Below are 19631 nucleotides of genomic sequence, written 5' to 3' on the forward strand. Positions count from 1 at the left end.
GCCCTGTTCCTGACCTTGTTCGCTACCCTGGTCAACCTCAGCGGCACCAAGGTGCTGGCGCGGATCGCCATGTTCGGCTTCCTCTGCCAGCTGATTGGTGCGGTGATCGTCGGCGTTTATTTGCTGATCTTCGCGGGCACCGTTAGTGGTTCCGGCGCTGAAATATTCCCCTTTCTCGCACTCCTAGAGAAAGGGGAATTAATGACAGCTATTGACTGAAGAGAAACCCATCAAAGCAACAGTTCTGCTTGATCGTGCTTCAGCAAAGATATGCGATCGAAAAGCTTGATTTTTTCATCTGCTTTTTGTCTAGCGTAATCCGACATAAACGCAACAAGTTCTTCAAGCTGACTCACATTCCCTACCACCTTAAAGGCTTTTTCTTTATTAACAAAAACGAGCGACTTCTTCTTTCGAGCCAACAGTTCAATCACGTTACTCAGTGTTCCGGTGCTTTTAGCATCCCAAATCATCAAGCCGTAATCGGCGGCTTCAGCCATAACAACATCTTTCGCGGTGAAAAATGCTCTCGACCCTTTGGAGTGTTTGGTTTCCACCGTTCTAGCCGGCCATTCTCCAAGATTGTTCCGAGGGGTCACGCCACTGCAATAAATAGTAGTTTTAGATCGAGCCAAGCTCAATAAATACTCTTGAATAGATGTATCGGCTCCGCCTGCGTCGCCAACCACGACGTCAAACTCTGAATCAACGATATTATTGATACGCTCTTTAACCTTCGGATCAAGGTGTTTGATATTAATAGAGCCCGCAATAAATACAGTTGTCATCTATCTCACTTCCAAGTTAACGCCGCAACGTAGATTTTTCCCACTTTTGGATATCTACGTAAAGCAGCACAGGCGGCATCCATTGACGCCCCACTGTCAAACAAATCATCAACGACCAAAACATTCCAACAGCCTGTATTGGTAATTTCATCATTCACACTGAAGCTAGCTCCTATAGCGGCAACCTTTTCAGCTTTAGAATGCAAATCTTTAAGCGATTGCCCCGTAGCAGCCTTTCGAAGCAAATCCGAAAATACAGGCTTTCCTATTATTCGTCCTAACTCTACGGCAACCTCAGTAACTGGCTGTCGTGCACGTACATTCGAGGCAGGCATAGGAATTACGAACCCTACTTGAGCAAGCTTAGGTAAAACATTCGTCGCTACAGCTTGAGCAAGTGGACTCACCTGACTCCAATCCTTCTGGTATTTGAGCTGGTAGGTCGCTTGTCCAACCTCTGTACGGAGATTATCGAAGCGTGGGTTTCCGTGCTCATCATCCCCTAGAAAGGTACTACTTATCATGTGCTTGTCCAGCACCCATCCCTGGTCCCAGGGACCGTTTATCTGTTTGAGGGATATTTTCAAGGCATTCTCCATTTTTTAACCTGTCCGTTAAGCACCGAAATTTCCTTGGCGCTCTTTGACCATAGGCAATGAAAAACAGAGTTGCCAGTCGACCTCCGCGTGGTGCTGACTTTCATGCAAAAACAGGAAATTCCTACAGACCAAGCCTTCCGGTTAATACACCAATTCCTACAGCATGCGGCGCCAGAACAGGTTTGGCGCCGCGTACACCTGAACGATAGGCTTTACCTCGTCGCTGCCAAATCAGCGACCCGGGGTCGATGCCGGAACATTATCAAGACGGCCGTTCACCACTGGTTGCCGTTGAGTTGATGCACAAAGGGACGAACTTTGCAGTTCGTCCCTTTGGTTACCCAACATGACTCAACCTCCTACCTTCAAAACCGCGAAACACTCCTCATCGCATCCACCAGATACCGCATCGCAATCTGGTCACTTTCCGACAGCTCCCGATAGCGCTCTAACAATTTCATTTCGTCCGAACTGAGCCGACGCCTTCGCCGCCCGGTCGCCAGGCACGGAAAAATTCCTAACAATTCGGTGATGCCTTGTACTTTCGACATGGACGATGTCCTTCTATACGTCAGAGAAAACTTCAAAAACCGCATCGCCCTTTCCTTTTCATTCGCCGCCGGCCTGAAGGGCAGAAACCGGTCATGAACACAGAATAGGAATTAAATCGGCGCTGAAAAGTGGTTTTTAGAGTAATTAGTCAAAAAAAGCAGAAATGCCCTATAAATCAGAAAGTCCTGTCGGAATTGTTAACCGACATTTCTTGTTTCATTGCCGCGCTGTCGCCACGCCATCAATCATTTTTTCTCCGCAACCGAACGGTTTAAGCTATTTGTTATCTGTGTAATGTCCGTTGCGTTTGGCCGAAGGCATGTCCGAACCTCCATTTTTGATCCAGCACGTGCCAGGAACGGCGCGGGATTGTTCACGACAGGTTGTACTTATGCACCGCAGGAATTTGCTCAAAGCATCCATGGCCATCGCTGCCTACACCGGATTATCAGCCACCGGTCTGCTGGCTGCGCGGGCCTGGGCCGGTAACAGCGCGGCGGATGGCGAGGCTCAGGCGTTCGACTTTGAAACGCTGAAGATTCAGGCCAAGCAGCTCGCCGGCAATCGGTATCAGGACACCAAGCAGGTGCTGCCGCCGACCTTGGCGACCATGACGCCGCAAAATTTCAACGCGATCCGCTACGACGGCAACCATTCGCTTTGGAATGACCTCAACGGTCAACTGGATGTGCAGTTTTTCCACGTCGGCATGGGTTTCAAGCAACCGGTGCGCATGTACAGCGTCGATCCCAAGACTCGTCAGGCGCGAGAGGTGCATTTCCGTCCGCCCCTGTTCAACTATGAAAAAACCACGGTCGACACCAAACAGCTCACGGGCGATCTGGGGTTCTCCGGGTTCAAGTTGTTCAAGGCCCCCGAACTGGACCAGCACGACGTGTTGTCCTTCCTCGGCGCCAGCTATTTCCGTGCGGTAGATGCCTCGGGCCAGTACGGTCTGTCGGCTCGCGGTCTGGCGATTGATACGTATGCCAAGAAGCGTGAAGAATTCCCGGACTTCACCAAGTTCTGGTTTGAGACCCCGGACAAGGACAGCACCCGCTTCGTGGTGTACGCCCTGCTGGATTCACCGAGCGCCACCGGCGCTTACCGTTTCGACATTGACTGTCAGGCCAGCCAGGTCGTCATGGGCATCGATGCCCACATCAATGCGCGCACCGCCGTCGAACAACTGGGCATCGCGCCGATGACCAGCATGTTCAGCTGCGGCACCCATGAACGGCGCATGTGTGACACGATTCACCCGCAGATCCACGATTCTGATCGCCTGGCCATGTGGCGCGGCAACGGTGAGTGGATCTGCCGCCCGCTGAACAACCCGGCCACCCTGCAATTCAATGCCTTCGCCGACACTGATCCGAAAGGTTTCGGCCTGGTGCAGACCGATCATGAGTTCGACAGCTATCAAGACACCGTCGACTGGTACAGCAAGCGACCGAGCCTGTGGGTAGAACCGACGACCGCGTGGGGTGAAGGCTCTATCGATCTGATGGAAATTCCTACGACCGGCGAAACCCTCGATAACATCGTCGCGTTCTGGACCCCGAAAAAACCGGTCGCGGCCGGTGATTCACTGAACTACGGCTACAAGCTCTACTGGAGCGCTCTGCCGCCAGTGAGTACGCCGTTGGCGCGGGTCAACGCTACTCGTTCGGGCATGGGCGGCTTCATCGAAGGCTGGGCCCCCGGCGAGCATTACCCGCAGGTTTGGGCTCGACGGTTTGCCGTGGACTTCACGGGCGGCGGCCTGGACCGCCTGCCTGAAGGCGCGGGGATCGAGCCGGTGGTCACCTGCTCGAATGGGCAGGTGAAGGACTTTAACGTGCTGGTGCTGGATGACATCAAGGGATACCGCATTACTTTTGACTGGTTCCCGACCAATGACAGCGTGGAACCGGTGGAGCTGCGGTTGTTCATTCGCACCCACGACCGGACGTTGAGTGAAACCTGGTTGTACCAGTACTTCCCACCGGCACCGGATAAGCGCAAGTACACCTGATAGCTGCAGAAACGCAAAAGCCCCGGTCAACTCGACCGGGGCTTTTTGGTTTTACAACATCAATCAGTCGCGTAAATCCGACTCATGAATCGGCTGTTCACGATGGGTTGCCCGCTGATACTGCGCCGGCCAGATGGCCTTGCGCCCACCCAGGTCATCATCGGCATGCAGCGGCCAGTATGGGTCTCGCAACAACTCACGGGCCAGGAAGATGATGTCAGCCTGGCAGGTACGCAGAATGTGCTCGGCCTGCGCCGGTTCGGTAATCATCCCTACAGTGCCGGTGGCAATGCCTGACTCCTTGCGCACACGTTCGGCGAAGCGGGTCTGATAACCGGGACCTGTAGGAATCTCGGCGTTGGCCGCGGTACCGCCCGACGAGACGTCAATCAGGTCTACGCCCAACGCTTTGAGGCGTCGCGCCAGCTCCACGGTTTCATCCGGGTTCCAGCCGTCTTCCACCCAGTCGGTGGCCGACACCCGAACGAACAGCGGTAGTTCTTCAGGCCACACCGCACGCACCGCTTCGGTGACTTGCAGCACCAGCCGGATTCGATTCTCGAACGAACCACCATATTGATCGCGCCGCTGATTGCTCAGGGGCGAAAGAAACTGATGCAACAGGTAACCGTGGGCGGCGTGTATTTCGACCACTTTGAAACCGGCGGTCAGTGCTCGCTTGGCCGAAGCGACAAAGGCCTGAATGACCTCAGCGATCTCGCCTTCATCGAGCTGCGTGGGGTGCGTGTGCTGCGGGTCGAAGGCGATCGGCGAAGGGCCCACCGGAACCCAGCCACCGTCTTCGGGTTTGACGCTGCCATGTTTGCCGATCCACGGCCGATGGGTGCTGGCCTTACGCCCGGCGTGGGCCAACTGAATGCCGGCCACTGCGCCTTGAGCCGCAATGAAGCGTGTGATGCGTTGCAACGGTTCGATCTGTTCATCGCTCCACAGGCCGAGGTCCTCGGCGGTGATGCGTCCGTCGGCGGTCACCGCCGTGGCTTCGGTAAACACCAGACCGGCCCCGCCGACAGCGCGGCTGCCGAGGTGGACCAGGTGCCAGTCATTGGCCAGTCCATCAACGCTGGAGTACTGGCACATCGGCGACACCACAATGCGGTTGAGCAGGGTCAATTGGCGAAGGGTATAGGGTTCAAGCAGCAGACTCATGGGGCACCTCTCGAATCAGTGGGCAGGCTCCAGGGTTCTGTTTGAAAGTCGACGAGTGACAGGAAAAAGGTGCAGCACCCGCCCCCGCGGGCAAAAATTCGACAAGACGTCACAAGGATAATCAAGCAGTGCTTAGAGCCTAGTCGACATCGGGGGATGAGGGAGGGTTCATAGAAATTCGGTGTGAGGGAAATCGCCTTCACGCCCTGAGCCTTTCCGTCAACACGATGTTGCTGTGTCCGGCTCGCTGATCAAAGGCGAGCCGTGCCGAAGCAAGGTCTGTAAATAAACCTTTTCGTCGTACACGGTGCTGCTCTTCCAGCACTGATAAACGATCCGGATCCACTTGAACGCCAGGGCCCTGAGGGCTGCTTGGTAAGAGCTGCCTTTGGCCCTTTGCTGGCGATAATACGCCTCTGCCCACACCGATTGATTGATGCTGTGGGCAGCCCACTCAACAAAGGTCTGGCGCAAAAAAGTTGCGCATTGATAGCGCCAGTGGACGACTTTTTTCTTGCCACTGCGTTCGGTGACCGGGGCAATTCCGGCATATCGCTGCACCGCACTGGCATCCTTGAAGCGATCACGCTGCTCACCAAAGGCGACCATCAACCGTGGGGCAAGCTGTTGTCCCGCGCCGGGCAAGGCCTTGAAGAGTCGATAGTCGGCCAGGGTGTTGGCAGTTTTTTCGATCTCCCGATCAAAATCTTTGATCGCCGTGATGACCCCTTTCAGTTGCGAGACCAGGGCCAGCACATACAGCGCTGAAGGACTGACCACGCCTGGATCTTCAGTCAACGGCATGGCTTTGGCGATCAATGCCAAACGCTGCTGATTGAGCTCAGCATGGCGAACATTATGCGCGTGAAGGAACTTCAAAACGCTGGCTGGCCGAGCGCGCTTAAGCGTTTCAAAGGTCGACCAGCGCGCCAGAAATTCACAAAAAACCAGCGTGTCATGGTCATGAAACAGCTCCAGGGCCAACGGGTAGTACTGTTTGAGCATGCAGACCAGACGGTTGCTGATCTTGACCCGGTCATCGACCAATCCGCGGCGATGTTCGGTCAGGCTGGCGAGCGAACGCATGGCGGAGCTTTGCTGGACCAGTTGAGGAAACCGTTCGGGATGATTCAGCAACAGCTCAAGCGCCCATTGAGCATCCGTTGGATCATCCTTGGCGCCACTGGGGACGAAGGTTTTACGGTGCCGGGCCAAGGTGCTCGGATTGATCGGAAAGATACAAAAAAACTCATATTTTTGCAGAGCCGCTATCAGTGGGCCTTTGTTCAACTCCACGGCGATCGCGATCGGGCCACCGTAACGTTGATGCAGCGACCTGGCCCAGCGATCAATCGACTCGGGCTCGTGGTCGATGACCTCGAAACTGCGCTGAGCCTCTCCAGCTATCTGCAAACAGATGTCGTGCTTGGCGTCTGCCCAATCAATTCCGATATAAGCAGTGAAACTCTGAGACAGGAGCGTTTGCATGGAACACCTCAACAGGCGCTAAAGTACATGCAGGGACATGCATGCTTGCGTCCAGCGAAGGCGATATAGAGAGCCGTGTCGGGCTTTCCCTGAGAATTCGTTAGAGGGCGCAAGCGCACCTGTGGACTCGAAGGTGAAGGCGTAATCATCGAGTGCTGCGCGAGCAAATTCGTAGCCCACAGGTGCATGTTCCTTCCTCGCCGACAACCGACTTCCAGCGAATATCAGTATGGAAGAGAAAGGAACGGACTACCTATATCGCGAGCAAGCTGATCTGGCCTAATGAATTTGGACACATCAATAGGGCGCTATGATGGCGCCCAAATCTGAGGTGTGCATGATGATGCGAAAATCCTATTCCAATGAGTTCAAACTCAAAGCTGCAAGCATGGTGCTCGATGAGGATCAGCCGATTCCCGAGATCTGTGCCAGCTTGGATATCGGCCCAACAGCCTTGCGCCGCTGGGTCGAGCAGGTGCGAAAAGAGCGCGCCGGATCGACGCTTGCCGGTACCAAGGCGATCACCGTCGACCAGAAGCAAATCCAGGAACTTAAAGCCCTGCTCAGGCAGAAAGACCGGGATATCGAAATCCTAAAAAAGGCCAGTGCTCTCCTGCTTTTGGACTCCAAAGATCATTCCCTCTGATCAGTGAGCTGGGCGAGCAGTACGGCATTACAAACTGCTGCCGCGTGTTTGAAGTCAACCGCAGCAGCTATTACGCCTGGCGTCAGCGCCAAGGTAAAACCAACCCGGAGCGCGAAGCGCTCAAGGTTGTTTTGATTAAATACCACAAGGCATCAAGAGGCTCGGCAGGTGCACGAACCCTCTCCGAAGACCTGCGGGGCGACGGCCATCAGGTGGGCCGCTACATGGCCCGCGGTTTGATGAAGGAAGCTGGGATCGCTAGCCGTCAGCGTAGACCTCACAAATACAAGTCATCGGGCGTTGAGTCGCTGGTGGCTGAGCATGAGTTGGAGCGTGAGTTTTACGTAGCTGATATCAACAAGGTTTGGTGCGCGGATATCACCTATATCCAGCTGGGCAAGCGCTGGCTCTACTTCTCAGTCGTTCTGGATCTGTTTGCGCGACGTGTTGTGGGCTGGTCGTTTTCACTGGTCGCAGACGCGACGCTGGCGCGCGAATCACTGCGAATGGCCGTCGAATTGAGAGGACGACCTAAAGGTGTACTGTTTCATTCTGACCAGGGATGTCAGTACACCAGCCATAAATTCAGGGACGAACTGATGGCGCACGAGCTTAGGCAGAGCATGAGTCGAAAAGGCCAATGCTGGGATAACGCCCCGATGGAGCGTTTTTTTGGAAGTTTGAAGTCAGAATGGGTACCTGAAAATGGGTACAACTCAGAACACGAAGCCCGAGTTGATATAAACCGCTATGTGGCGCGCTACAACAACGTCAGGCGCCATAGTTACAACGGTTACCACTCACCTGTAGCAGCGGAAAAGTTGGCGGCGTGAGAACCGAAAAAAATGTCCAAAATTACTGGACCAGTTCAAGCCCGCTCCCACAGTGGATCTGCGTCGAGCACAAAACCAATGTGGGGCTTGCTCGCGAAGGGTTCAACGCGGTTCGATGTGGGCAATCATCAACTGCACCGTCTCGTTGCCACGGAACTCGTTGAGGTCGAGTTTGTAGGCCAATTCCACCCACTTGATGGTCGGATTCGGCCAGATGTCGCGGTCGATTCCGAAGGCAATGCCATCCAGCTTCACCGAGCCGCATTCGCTTTTCAGCACCACTTTGAGGTGCCGTTCGCCGACGACGCGCTGCTCGACCAACTGGAACACCCCATGAAACAGCGGCTCCGGGAAGTGCTGCCCCCAAGGACCGGCATGGCGCAGGGCGCGAGCCAGTTCCAGGTGGAATTCCTCGACCGCCAGGGTGCCGTCCGTCAGCAGGCGCCCGGTCAGGTCTTCTTCACGCAATTGCCTACGCACTTCAGCGTCAAAGGCTTCGGCGAACAACGGAAAATTCGCTTCCGGCAACGTCAGGCCGGCGGCCATCGCATGGCCGCCGTATTTGCTGATCAGATTCGGATGCTGCGCCGCCACCACGCTCAACGCGTCACGAATATGAAACCCCTGAACCGAACGCCCCGAGCCCTTGAGCAAGCCATCGCCCGCATCGGCAAAGGCGATGGTCGGACGGAAATAGCGATCTTTCATACGCGATGCGAGGATTCCGATGACACCCTGATGCCACTCGGGATCGAACAGGCACAAGCCGAACGGCATCGACTCAACCGGCAAATCTTTCAGTTGAGCCAGCGCTTCACGCTGCATGCCCTGCTCGATGGATTTGCGGTCCTGGTTCATGCCGTCGAGCTGAACCGCCATTTCACGCGCCAGACCGGCGTCTTCAGTGAGCAGGCATTCGATGCCCAGGCTCATGTCATCCAGCCTTCCTGCCGCATTCAGGCGTGGGCCGACAATGAAACCCAGATCAGTGGAAGTGATGCGCGCAGGGTCCCGCTTGGCCACCTCAAGGATTGCCTTGATGCCTGGCCGAGCACGCCCGGCGCGAATCCGTTCCAGGCCTTGGTGCACCAGAATCCGGTTATTGGCATCCAGCGGCACCACGTCGGCGACGCTGCCCAGCGCCACCAGGTCCAGCAATTCGCCGATGTTTGGCTGCGGCTTGCTCTCGTACCAGCCGAGGCTGCGCAAGCGCGCGCGCAGGGCCATCAACACGTAAAAAATTACCCCGACGCCGGCCAGTGCCTTGCTCGGAAACTCGCAACCTGGCTGGTTCGGATTGACGATGGCATCGGCCAGTGGCAGTTCATCGCCGGGCAAGTGGTGATCGGTGACCAGGACGTTCAGCCCGGCCTTTTTCGCCGCCGCCACGCCTTCAACGCTGGAAATACCGTTATCCACGGTGATCAGCAGGTGAGGCTCGCGGGTCAGCGCCACTTCAACGATTTCCGGCGTCAGGCCGTAGCCGTACTCGAAACGGTTCGGCACCAGATAGTCGACGTGAGCCGCGCCCAGCAGGCGCAAACCCAGCATGCCCACCGTACTGGCCGTCGCACCATCGGCGTCGAAGTCGCCGACGATCAGAATCCGCTGACGCTGCTCCAGCGCCGTCACCAGCAAATCCACCGCCGCATCGATACCTTTGAGCCGTTGGAACGGGATCAGTCGCGCCAGGCTCTTGTCCAGTTCAGCCTCGCACAGCACGCCCCGCGCCGCGTACAGACGGGTCAGCAGCGGCGGCAGATCACCGAGGAATGGCAGAGTGTCGGGCAACAGGCGAGGTTCGATGCGCATGGGGTGACAGGTGCTTCTCTTGAATACGTAGGATAAAACCGGATGACGCACATTAGCGGCGAATAATCAGCCGCGTTCGCCGCTCAACCACTGCAACTGGACTTCATGCTGACCACGGTCGTCGGTGACGAAAATCGTCCCTTCGCTGATCATCACGTCCCACTTGATAACGCGGGGCATGTCTTTGGCCAGGGTTTCCAGCACGTCCTGAGGCACGGCCGCGATGTGTACGTTTTTCAGGTTTTTGATCGCCGGGATCACTTTGGTTTCCCAGACGCGCAGGCTGCCGTAGGCCAACAGGCTGGTGCGCTCGGTGCGACGCGAGCACCACGTCAGGCGATCGGCGTCTGGCTGACCGACTTCGATCCAGTGCAGAACGCGATCGTCCAGGCTCTTTTCCCACAGCGCAGGTTCGTCCACGTCTGACAGACCGCGGCCGAACGACAGCTGCTCGTTGTACCAGAAGGCGTAGGCCAGCAGCCGCACGGTCATGCGCTCTTCGGTTTCCGAAGGGTGACGAGCGATGGTCTGCTTCACGCTCTCGTACACGCTGCGGTCGAGGTCGGTAAGGTTCAGTTCAAACTTGTAGGTCGTGGACGGCTGGGCCATGAACGGGCTTCTTGATACGGGGAAAGGCGGCAAGTCTAACCGATGCGGTAGGCAATCCACGAATTGAAGGCGATCAACCTTGGTCGTCTGACGTTCGGCTATGTTAAAACGCTGTATTCGCTCAGCCTCTGTCCTACAGGATTCAGTATGCCGCTCACCGAAAAACCGCTCTCAGGTCTGAAAGTCATTGAATTGGGCACGCTGATCGCCGGGCCGTTTGCCTCGCGGATTTGCGGCGAGTTCGGTGCCGAAGTGATCAAAATCGAGTCCCCCGATGGCGGCGATCCATTGCGCAAATGGCGCAAGCTGTATGAAGGCACTTCGCTGTGGTGGTTCGTTCAGGCACGCAACAAGAAGTCCCTGACGCTGAACCTGAAACACCCCGACGGCCTGGCCATTCTGAAAAAACTGCTCAGCGAAGCGGACATCCTGATAGAGAATTTTCGCCCGGGCGTGCTGGAAAAACTTGGTCTGGGCTGGGAAGTCTTGCACGCACTGAACCCGAAACTGGTGATGGTGCGTCTCTCGGGCTTCGGTCAGACCGGGCCGATGAAGGATCAGCCAGGCTTTGGTGCCGTCGGTGAATCCATGGGAGGTCTGCGCTACATCACCGGCTTCGAAGACCGACCACCGGTGCGCACCGGAATTTCCATCGGCGATTCCATTGCCGCACTTTGGGGCGTGATTGGCGCACTGATGGCTCTGCGTCATCGCGAAGTCAACGGCGGCCTCGGCCAAGTGGTGGATGTGGCGCTGTATGAAGCGATCTTCGCCATGATGGAAAGCATGGTCCCCGAGTTTGACGTGTTCGGTTTCATCCGCGAGCGCAGCGGCAACATCATGCCGGGCATTACGCCCTCCTCGATCCACACCAGTGCCGACGGCAAACATGTGCAGATCGGCGCCAATGGCGACGCGATCTTCAAACGTTTCATGCTGATCATCGGTCGCGACGACCTGGCCAACGACCCTGCGTTGGCGAGTAACGACGGACGCGATAGCCGTCGCGACGAGATTTACGGGGTGATTGATCGCTGGGCCAACTCACTGCCGCTGGACGCCATCATCGAGCAGTTGAATCAGGCCGACGTACCGGCCAGTCGGATCTTCAGCGCTGAAGACATGTTCAGTGATCCACAGTACCTGGCCCGGGAAATGTTCCTGAAAGCCAAGTTGCCGGACGGCAAAGATTTCAAGATGCCGGGAATAGTGCCGAAACTCTCTGATACACCCGGCACTTCGGAATGGGTCGGGCCGCAACTGGGCGAGCACAATGCGCAAGTACTCAACGAGCTTGGTTACGACAAGGAACAGATCGCAAAGCTGCGTGAAGACGGGGCTATCTAAGCTGAAACGCCTGCTCTCATCAGCACTCGACGACGCCCGCTGCGGGTGGGCGTTGGCGATGCTCGTATTTCTGTCGGGCCTGAGCTCATCCGTTTCAGCGCAACCCAAAGAGACGCTGATCTGGTTACTGCGTGATTTGCCGCCAACGATGATTCTGGAAGGTCCGAAAAAAGGTCAGGGGATCATTGATGAATTGCTGCCGCTGTTGATCGCCGGCATGCCGCAATACCAACACACCCTGATGCGGGTCAACCGCGCCCGTGGCATGCAAATGCTTCACGAAGAATCGTTTACGTGCGATCCCTCGTTGGTCTGGACCAAGGAGCGAGAACAATGGATTACTTTCTCGATTCCAGCCTTCCGTGCCGTGAGCAATGGCCTTGTCGTTCGCAAGGAAGATCGAGAGGTGCTGGTACCCTTTCTTGTCGACGGTGAAGTCGATCTGGAGGCGATGCTGGCCAGTGGTCGAAAGAAAGTCGGCGTCGTGGCCGAACGCAGTTATGGCCAGTTCCTCGACACACTGCTGAAACAGGCACCGCCCAACGCGCTGACACCCCATTACGGCAACGACGCGCTTGGCAGTCTGTTACAGATGCAGCGCCTGGGCCGTTTGCAGGTTGTCTTGGGTGGCCGGAAATCCGCTATCAGGCCAATCAGGAACATATTGCCGACGACCAACTGGAGTTCTATCCGGTCAGGGGCACGAGCAAATACCTGTCCGGGCACATCGGCTGCTCCCATTCGCCCCAGGGCCGACAGGCGATCACCGAGATCAACCAGCTCTTGCGCACATTTCCGCGCCAGCGACTGGATCAGTTATACGCCGACTGGCTGGATCCGGAACGCCGCAGCGACTACTTGAAAGAAACCAAGGCGTTTTTCGAGCATCAGGCGCAGCAATGACAAATCGCAGACAAAAAGAAACCCCGAGAAGTGGGGAGACGACTCGGGGTTAAACGTGGCCTACATAAAGACCAGTAACAACAAGCTACAAGCACCGGAGCACAATGCTTGATCCTGCTGTTACAAGGTCTGACTGACATTGGCGCAGGAAGGTTCCCACAAAAAAAAATTCAATTTCGGTTGGCCAGGATCTTGTCCTGAGCCGCATTGCGCAACGCCGCTATGACGCAGGGCTCCAGGCGACCTTCAGCGATCAGCACGTCGCGATGCAACCCGTCGACCACATCCGTCAGTAAACGCTTGCTGGTTAACTGGGCCTGATTGAACGCGCGTTCGACCACGATAGCGCCGGACGCATTCTTCAGTGTCACCAGGCATTCGCCATGAGTCCCTGACGGGGTCAACGTCACCTGATACGGGCTCAGAGCCTCACCGAGCAATAGACTGATACTTTCCATCTCGATCACCACTCAATAGTCCGAAAACAAAGTGCCTGGGGCGTGTGTACAGTAAATGACCTCTGGCCCGAGAAGAAAGTTCTGGATTTCGACTGCAGGAAAACCGGCGCTTCTGGTCGATAGAGCATGCACGGCCAAGATGACAGAGAAAAAACAGCCGCGTCACGCCTGCTTCTTGCGCTTGCCAATATCGGTCCATCCCCCCAGCAGGCCCCGCAATTGTCCATCGGCACTGAAAAAAGGCACTGTCCACTGATAGATATGCCTGACGCCATTGTTGAACATCAATTGACGCTCACTGAAGCGGGTCTTGCGCGTACCGAGCTGGGCCATGAACTCTGCATGCAGCAGTTCGGCAGTCTCTTTGGGCAAGACGTCCAGTTCAATCAACTGTCGTCCCTGGATCTGGTCGAAACGGGTCGACAAGCCCTCTTCATAACTTTTGTTGCACATGATCAAACGCCCTTCCAGATCACGAACAAATATCGGATCGGGCATGGCGTCCATCAACGCATGCTGGAAGGCGAGCTGATCACTCAGATTCTTCTCGGCATCCAGGCGCTGCTGGATCAATACCGTGAGCCGGCGGTTCCAGAGTAGCGACAGCAGGCCGAACAGACTGACGATAAACATTCCCCAGCAGCCCCACTGGGTGAGCCGGTGCCACGTGCCGGGCACTTGAACGGGGGCAATGCCATTGAGCCATTTCAGGCGAATGGCGCGCAATTCGGCAGGAGGAAACGCCTCAAGCGCCTTGTTGAGGATACTCGTCAATTGCGGCTGACCTTTGCGCACGGCCAGGTGGTCCGCCTCCCATTTGCCCTCCACCGCATACCCGACCTTGAGCTGACCGGACGGATAGAGTTGTGCTCCGATTTCATTTTCGATGGTGGCATAGGCCTCACCGCTTTCGACCAACGCCCGGGCCTCCGTATAGGTTTTAACCGAGCGTAGGTCGATGTCCGGATTGTCGCGGCGAATCGTAGCCTCCAGCGCATGCCGCGTCGGCAACACCAGAACCCTTCCCGACAGCTGCTTTAAGGATTGCACCACTGGTGCCCCGGCCCGCCCGACGAACACCCAGCCAGCGCCACCGAACGCATGACTGAAATCCAGAAACGTCTTGCGTTCGTCATTCATCGCCAGCGTCGTGCTCATGTCCGCCGCACCGCTTTCCAGCCGTCCAAGCATCTGTTCGGTAGAAAACGACTCTTCATGAACAAACTGCAATCGCGTCATGGCGCTGATGCGGTTGAGCAGATCATTGTTCAAACCGCTCCAGTGGCCGTGCTCATCCTTGAACAGGTACAGCGGATATTGCACCGAGGTGACGATGACTTGCGAATGTTCGGCAATCCATTTCAACTCCTGAGCATCCAGCTCGATCGTTGGGCTGGCGACCGATCCTTTGGACTGGGAGGCCACCAATTGCGACGCGCTCCCCCATTGAGCAACGCCCAAGGTGCCGGCTAAAAAAAATATCCAGCACACGGCTGGTTTAAATCTACTGAAAAACAGCATTGTCACTTCCTTGGTGATCAACTCGCCCGTCCTTCATGGGGCGACTCTTTATGTACGAATCACAACAAGTGTGACATGCAGAAATGAGAAAGCCCGTCAGGAGACGGGCTTCAAAATGTGACAGTTTTAATTGGTTACAGAGGCTTGCCGCGGTTGCCATGCTGACTGACAAAGGCCTGGACGGCTTTCAGGTCATTTGGCAGCACGGTGCAGCGCTCATCTCGCTCAAACAAATCAGAAAGATGTGCGGGTAGTTCGAGTGCTTTTCCTACGCCGGCTTTCTCCACTGCATCCGGGAATTTGACCGGATGCGCCGTGCCTAGAATCACCATTGGAATATCCAGGTTGCGACGACACTCGCGTGCAGCCTTCACACCGATAGCCGTGTGCGGATCCAGCAGTTCGCCGGTTTGCTCGAAGACTTCGGCGATGGTTTCGCAGGTTTGAGCGTCATCCACGGCCAACGAATCGAACAGTTTGCGAGCTTCTGTCCAGCGCTCCTCTTCGACGCTGAAACCGCCACCCTGCTTGAAGGTATCCATCAAACCGGCAATCGCTGCGCCGTTGCGACCGTGCAGATCGAACAAAAGCCGTTCGAAGTTCGACGAGACCATGATGTCCATCGACGGCGACAGCGTGGCGTGCAGCGTTTCCTTGACGTACTGATTGCCGCTCATGAAGCGGTGCAGGATGTCGTTGCGGTTGGTGGCGACGATCAACTGGTTGATCGGCAGGCCCATGTTGCGTGCCAGGTAACCGGCGAAGATGTCGCCGAAGTTGCCGGTGGGCACCGAGAACGATACCGAACGTGCCGGGCCGCCCAGCTGCAGGGCTGCGTGGAAGTAGTAAACGATCTGGGCCATGATTCGCGCCCAGTTGATCGAGTTCACCGCTACCAGACGCGTGCCTTTGAGGAAACTCTGGTCGGCGAAGCTGGCCTTGACCATTTCCTGGCAGTCATCGAAGTTGCCTTCGATGGCGATGTTATGAATGTTCTCGCCGAAGATCGTGGTCATCTGGCGACGCTGCACTTCGGACACGCGGTTGTGCGGGTGCAGGATGAAGATGTCGACGTTTTCGCAGTGCTTGCAGCCTTCGATGGCGGCCGAACCGGTATCACCGGAGGTCGCACCGACGATCACGACGCGCTCACCGCGCTTTTCCAGCACGTAGTCGAGCAAACGACCGAGCAGTTGCAGGGCGAAGTCTTTGAACGCCAGGGTCGGGCCGTGGAACAGCTCCAATACCCATTCGTTGCCGTTCAGCTGACGCAGCGGTGCGACGGCGTTGTGCGAGAACACAGCGTAGGTTTCTTCGAGGATTTTTTTGAAATCGGCATCGGGGATGCTGCCGGCCACGAATGGGCGCATTACCCGAAAGGCCAGCTCGTGATACGGCAGGCCGGCCCAGGAAGCGATTTCTTCCTGGGTGAAACGTGGCAGGTTTTCTGGCACGTACAGGCCGCCATCAGTGGCCAGACCGGCCAGCAGAACGTCTTCGAAATTCAGGGCCGGTGCCTGGCCGCGGGTACTGATATAACGCATGACTGGCTCCAATAGACAGTGTTCGCAAACCCGGGCCCGCACGCGGACCCGGTGAACGATAACGGCTTAGTTCAGGTGCTCGACGCGGATCCGTACGACCGGACCGACCACGCCCGCCAGGGCTTCCAGGGCGGCGATTGCGTCGTTCATGTGCTGTTCCAGCACGCGATGAGTCAGCAGAATCATCGGCACCAGGCCGTCATGTTCTTCGACTTCTTTCTGCATGATCGATTCGATGTTGATGCCGCGCTCCGACAGGATGCTCGCCACCTGGGCCAACACACCCGGATGGTCCTTGGCCTGGATGCGCAGGTAATAAGAGCTTTCGCAGGCTTCGATCGGCAGGATCGGGTGGGCCGACAGCGAATCTGGCTGGAAGGCCAGGTGCGGCACGCGGTTTTCCGGGTCGGACGTCATGGCGCGAACCACGTCCACCAGGTCGGCGATCACCGACGAAGCGGTTGGCTCCATGCCAGCGCCAGCGCCGTAGAACAGGGTCGAACCGGCGGCATCACCGTTGACCATCACCGCGTTCATCACGCCGTTGACGTTGGCGAGCAGGCGATCGGCCGGGATCAGCGTCGGGTGCACACGCAACTCGATACCGGCAGGCGTGCTGCGAGCCACACCGAGGTGCTTGATGCGATAGCCCAGCGCTTCGGCGTAGTTCACGTCAGCGGTGGTCAGCTTGGTGATGCCTTCGGTGTAGGCCTTGTCGAATTGCAGCGGGATACCGAATGCGATGGACGCCAGGATCGTCAGCTTGTGAGCCGCGTCGATGCCTTCAACGTCGAAGGTCGGATCGGCTTCGGCGTAACCCAGGGCTTGCGCCTCGGCGAGTACGTCTTCGAAGGTCCGGCCCTTTTCGCGCATTTCGGTGAGGATGAAGTTGCCGGTGCCGTTGATGATCCCGGCGACCCAGTTGATACGGTTGGCGGACAAGCCTTCACGGATCGCCTTGATCACCGGAATACCACCGGCCACGGCGGCTTCGAACGCAACGATCACGCCCTTCTCGCGGGCCTTGGCGAAAATTTCGTTACCGTGAACGGCGATCAACGCCTTGTTCGCGGTGACCACATGTTTTCCGTTCTCGATCGCTTTGAGTACCAGCTCACGGGCAACGGTGTAGCCGCCCACCAGCTCTATGACGATGTCGATCTCAGGGTTCGTGGCCACTTCGAAGACATCGTTGGTAATCGCAATACCGGTCGTCTGGAACTGAGGCTTTGGCGTGCGCATGGCAATTTGTGCCACTTCGATTCCACGCCCGGCACGACGAGCAATTTCCTCGGCGTTGCGCTGAAGTACGTTGAAGGTACCGCCACCGACGGTCCCTAACCCACAGATGCCTACTTTGACCGGTTTCACTGTGAACTCCCCATAAAACGGCCGACTCAAGGCCGGCCGTGAAAACAACCGCATGCTCGCGGTTCTCTATTGATGGCCCGGTGAATGTTGCCGCCGGACCCTGATCGTCAATGGCTGACCGTGACGATGCAAATTTATTTCGCGTCCAGCGCCAGTTTGGCGACTTGTGGCGCAGGCTGGTAGCCCGGAATGACTTGGCCATCAGCCAAAACGATGGCCGGTGTGCCGTTCACGCCGATCGACTGACCGAGGGCGAACTGTTTGGAAACCGGGTTATCGCACTTGGCGGCCTTGATTTCCTTGCCGTCGACCATTTTGTCCATGGCGGCTTTTTTGTCTTTCGAGCACCAGACCGCTTGCAGCTGTTCATCACCCGGCGAGCCCAGGCCCTGGCGCGGGAACGCGACGTAACGCACTTCGATGCCGCGCTTGTTCAGCTCAGGCACTTCGGCGTGCAGTTTGTGGCAGTACGGGCAGGTGGTGTCGGTGAACACGGTGATGTGCGATTTGGTTTCGCCGATCGCCGGGTAAACCACGGTTTCCGCAACCGGGATTGCGTTGACCAGTTTGGAAACGCCCAGGCGTTCGGTCTTCTCGGTCAGGTTGATCGGTTTGCCGTCCTTGAGCTGAAACAGGTAGCCCTGAACCACGTACTGGCCATCGGCGCTGGCGTAGAGCACGCGACTGCCTTGAAGCTTGACTTCGTACAGACCTGGCAGAGGACTGGCGGAGATGCTTTCTACCGGAACTTCGAGCTGAAGGTTTTTCAGGCTTTTACGAATGGCTTTGTCGGCCCCGTCATCGGCGACGGCAAAGGTGCTGACCAACGCAATGGCTGCGGCGGCGAAAATCTGGGTCAGACGCATGAGAACTCCTGAAGGCGGACAAATGGGACGATCAGAACGCCCGTGCCGAAACACCGGGTCATAACCGCCCATCGTGCAAACCGGCAAAGCCTACCACATAAGGGCTGCATGGCCGAATGCAGGTGACAAAGACACCACTCTGCTAACTGACACCCTTGCCACAGGTCAGCATTTCAATATCAGGAACTGCGTTAGCCGCGCGGGTGATGTTTGGCGTGCAGATCCTGCAAGCGTGCGCGGGCGACGTGGGTGTAGATCTGCGTGGTCGACAGATCGCTGTGGCCGAGCAGCATTTGCACCACCCGCAGGTCGGCGCCGTGGTTGAGCAAATGCGTGGCGAAGGCATGACGCAGGGTATGCGGCGACAGCGACTTGCCGATCCCGGCGACCTTGGCCTGGTGCTTGATGCGATGCCAGAAGGTCTGCCGAGTCATCTGCTCGCCGCGCAGGCTGGGGAACATGACATCGCTGGGGCGCCCGCCGAGCAGTTCCTGGCGGCCATCGCGCAGGTAACGCTCGACCCAGACAATCGCCTCCTCGCCCATCGGCACCAGCCGCTCCTTGCTGCCCTTGCCCATCACTCGCAGCACACCCTGACGCAGGTTGACCTGCTCCAGCGTCAGGCTGATCAGCTCAGTCACACGCAAGCCGCAGGCATAAAGCACTTCGAGCATGGCGCGGTCGCGCTGGCCGATGGCTTCGCTCAGGTCGGGTGCTTTCAGCAGTGCTTCCACGTCGGCTTCCGACAACGATTTAGGCAATGGCCTACCGAGTTGAGGCATATCGACGCGTAACGTTGGATCGACCGCGATCAACTTTTCCCGCAGCAGATAGCGATAAAAGCCGCGCACACCAGAGAGAAATCTCGCCGTTGAACGGGGTTTGTAGTTCTGCTCCAGGCGCCAGGCCAAGTGATCGAGGATCAACTCGCGGCCGGCGTCGATCAACTCCAACCCTTTCTCCTGCAGCCAGCCGTTGAACAGGGCCAGGTCGCTGCGATAGGCATCACGAGTGTTATCGGAAAGACCTTTCTCCAACCACAGAGCATCGAGGAATTGGTCTATCAGTGGATGATCAATGGCGGGCATAAAGGCTCAGGCAAGACCG

At 56.9% G+C, this 19631-nt stretch carries 18 protein-coding genes and 1 pseudogene; 6 read left to right on the forward strand and 13 right to left on the reverse strand.

What is annotated here, in order from left to right; genetic code table 11:
* Nucleotides 1–15: 15 nt before the first annotated feature.
* Nucleotides 16–219 (forward strand): hypothetical protein, encoded by a 204-nt coding sequence (locus tag ACYZTR_RS22760; protein ID WP_461974023.1) that lies wholly within the window; start codon nucleotides 16–18, stop codon nucleotides 217–219.
* Between the two features lie 11 nt (nucleotides 220–230).
* Here ACYZTR_RS22760 and ACYZTR_RS22765 read toward each other — a convergent pair whose 3' ends face one another.
* The 3 genes from ACYZTR_RS22765 to ACYZTR_RS22775 form a co-directional block, all read right to left on the reverse strand.
* Nucleotides 231–788, reverse strand: coding sequence for a hypothetical protein (locus ACYZTR_RS22765; protein ID WP_461974025.1), 558 nt, complete (start codon nucleotides 786–788; stop codon nucleotides 231–233).
* A gap of 5 nt (nucleotides 789–793) precedes the next feature.
* The gene (locus ACYZTR_RS22770) at nucleotides 794–1375 is read right to left on the reverse strand and encodes a ComF family protein (RefSeq protein WP_461974027.1); all 582 of its coding nucleotides are present in this window, start codon (nucleotides 1373–1375) and stop codon (nucleotides 794–796) included.
* Between the two features lie 377 nt (nucleotides 1376–1752).
* Nucleotides 1753–1938 carry a hypothetical protein gene (locus ACYZTR_RS22775; protein WP_282377029.1) on the reverse strand — a complete coding sequence of 62 codons (186 nt, stop codon included), beginning with the start codon at nucleotides 1936–1938 and terminating at the stop codon, nucleotides 1753–1755.
* A gap of 392 nt (nucleotides 1939–2330) precedes the next feature.
* Here ACYZTR_RS22775 and ACYZTR_RS22780 point away from each other — a divergent pair, with 392 nt between their 5' ends.
* Complete coding sequence (locus ACYZTR_RS22780) at nucleotides 2331–3956, forward strand: glucan biosynthesis protein D (protein WP_461974029.1); 1626 nt, start codon at nucleotides 2331–2333, stop codon at nucleotides 3954–3956.
* 63 nt (nucleotides 3957–4019) lie between these two features.
* On the opposite strand, the gene ACYZTR_RS22785 is transcribed toward ACYZTR_RS22780, so the two are convergent.
* Together ACYZTR_RS22785 and ACYZTR_RS22790 are read right to left on the reverse strand one after the other, a co-directional pair.
* Nucleotides 4020–5126 (reverse strand): NADH:flavin oxidoreductase/NADH oxidase, encoded by a 1107-nt coding sequence (locus ACYZTR_RS22785; RefSeq protein ID WP_461974031.1) that lies wholly within the window; start codon nucleotides 5124–5126, stop codon nucleotides 4020–4022.
* 219 nt (nucleotides 5127–5345) lie between these two features.
* Nucleotides 5346–6614 carry an IS110 family RNA-guided transposase gene (locus tag ACYZTR_RS22790; RefSeq protein ID WP_461972154.1) on the reverse strand — a complete coding sequence of 423 codons (1269 nt, stop codon included), beginning with the start codon at nucleotides 6612–6614 and terminating at the stop codon, nucleotides 5346–5348.
* A gap of 337 nt (nucleotides 6615–6951) precedes the next feature.
* Here ACYZTR_RS22790 and ACYZTR_RS22795 point away from each other — a divergent pair, with 337 nt between their 5' ends.
* Together ACYZTR_RS22795 and ACYZTR_RS22800 are read left to right on the forward strand one after the other, a co-directional pair.
* Nucleotides 6952–7260: a transposase gene (locus ACYZTR_RS22795; protein ID WP_461972353.1), complete on the forward strand. Its 309-nt coding sequence runs from the start codon at nucleotides 6952–6954 to the stop codon at nucleotides 7258–7260.
* 26 nt (nucleotides 7261–7286) lie between these two features.
* Nucleotides 7287–8093 (forward strand): IS3 family transposase, encoded by an 807-nt coding sequence (locus ACYZTR_RS22800; RefSeq protein WP_461979754.1) that lies wholly within the window; start codon nucleotides 7287–7289, stop codon nucleotides 8091–8093.
* A gap of 102 nt (nucleotides 8094–8195) precedes the next feature.
* Here ACYZTR_RS22800 and recJ read toward each other — a convergent pair whose 3' ends face one another.
* A complete protein-coding gene (gene recJ, locus ACYZTR_RS22805; protein WP_461974033.1) occupies nucleotides 8196–9905 on the reverse strand; it encodes a single-stranded-DNA-specific exonuclease RecJ in 1710 nt (569 codons plus the stop codon).
* A 66-nt stretch (nucleotides 9906–9971) separates the two neighbouring features.
* Complete coding sequence (locus tag ACYZTR_RS22810; RefSeq protein WP_008151638.1) at nucleotides 9972–10514, reverse strand: YaeQ family protein; 543 nt, start codon at nucleotides 10512–10514, stop codon at nucleotides 9972–9974.
* 147 nt (nucleotides 10515–10661) lie between these two features.
* Between ACYZTR_RS22810 and ACYZTR_RS22815 the strand changes: the two genes are divergently transcribed.
* Together ACYZTR_RS22815 and ACYZTR_RS22820 are read left to right on the forward strand one after the other, a co-directional pair.
* Nucleotides 10662–11861, forward strand: coding sequence for a CaiB/BaiF CoA transferase family protein (locus ACYZTR_RS22815; protein ID WP_461974035.1), 1200 nt, complete (start codon nucleotides 10662–10664; stop codon nucleotides 11859–11861).
* Nucleotides 11842–12764 (forward strand): annotated as a pseudogene (locus ACYZTR_RS22820) (TIGR02285 family protein). The gene ACYZTR_RS22815 and the pseudogene ACYZTR_RS22820 overlap by 20 nt, the downstream one beginning before the upstream one ends.
* Before the next feature lie 170 nt (nucleotides 12765–12934).
* On the opposite strand, the gene ACYZTR_RS22825 reads toward ACYZTR_RS22820, so the two are convergent.
* The 6 genes from ACYZTR_RS22825 to xerD all read right to left on the reverse strand — a co-directional run bounded on the left by ACYZTR_RS22825 (nucleotide 12935) and on the right by xerD (nucleotide 19612).
* Nucleotides 12935–13222, reverse strand: coding sequence for a DUF3509 domain-containing protein (locus tag ACYZTR_RS22825; protein WP_461974037.1), 288 nt, complete (start codon nucleotides 13220–13222; stop codon nucleotides 12935–12937).
* 162 nt (nucleotides 13223–13384) lie between these two features.
* On the reverse strand, nucleotides 13385–14743 hold the full coding sequence (locus ACYZTR_RS22830) for a transporter substrate-binding domain-containing protein (protein WP_461979846.1): 1359 nt from the start codon (nucleotides 14741–14743) through the stop codon (nucleotides 13385–13387).
* A 134-nt stretch (nucleotides 14744–14877) separates the two neighbouring features.
* Entirely contained in the window at nucleotides 14878–16287 is a 1410-nt protein-coding gene (gene thrC, locus ACYZTR_RS22835; protein WP_461974039.1) for a threonine synthase, read from the reverse strand.
* Nucleotides 16288–16353: 66 nt separating this feature from the next.
* A complete protein-coding gene (locus ACYZTR_RS22840; protein WP_461974041.1) occupies nucleotides 16354–17658 on the reverse strand; it encodes a homoserine dehydrogenase in 1305 nt (434 codons plus the stop codon).
* A 134-nt stretch (nucleotides 17659–17792) separates the two neighbouring features.
* Nucleotides 17793–18524 (reverse strand): bifunctional protein-disulfide isomerase/oxidoreductase DsbC, encoded by a 732-nt coding sequence (gene dsbC, locus ACYZTR_RS22845; protein ID WP_461974043.1) that lies wholly within the window; start codon nucleotides 18522–18524, stop codon nucleotides 17793–17795.
* 191 nt (nucleotides 18525–18715) lie between these two features.
* Nucleotides 18716–19612 (reverse strand): site-specific tyrosine recombinase XerD, encoded by an 897-nt coding sequence (xerD, locus tag ACYZTR_RS22850; RefSeq protein WP_461974045.1) that lies wholly within the window; start codon nucleotides 19610–19612, stop codon nucleotides 18716–18718.
* Nucleotides 19613–19631: the final 19 nt, after the last annotated feature.

This window comes from Pseudomonas sp. Hz4, assembly GCF_054898165.1.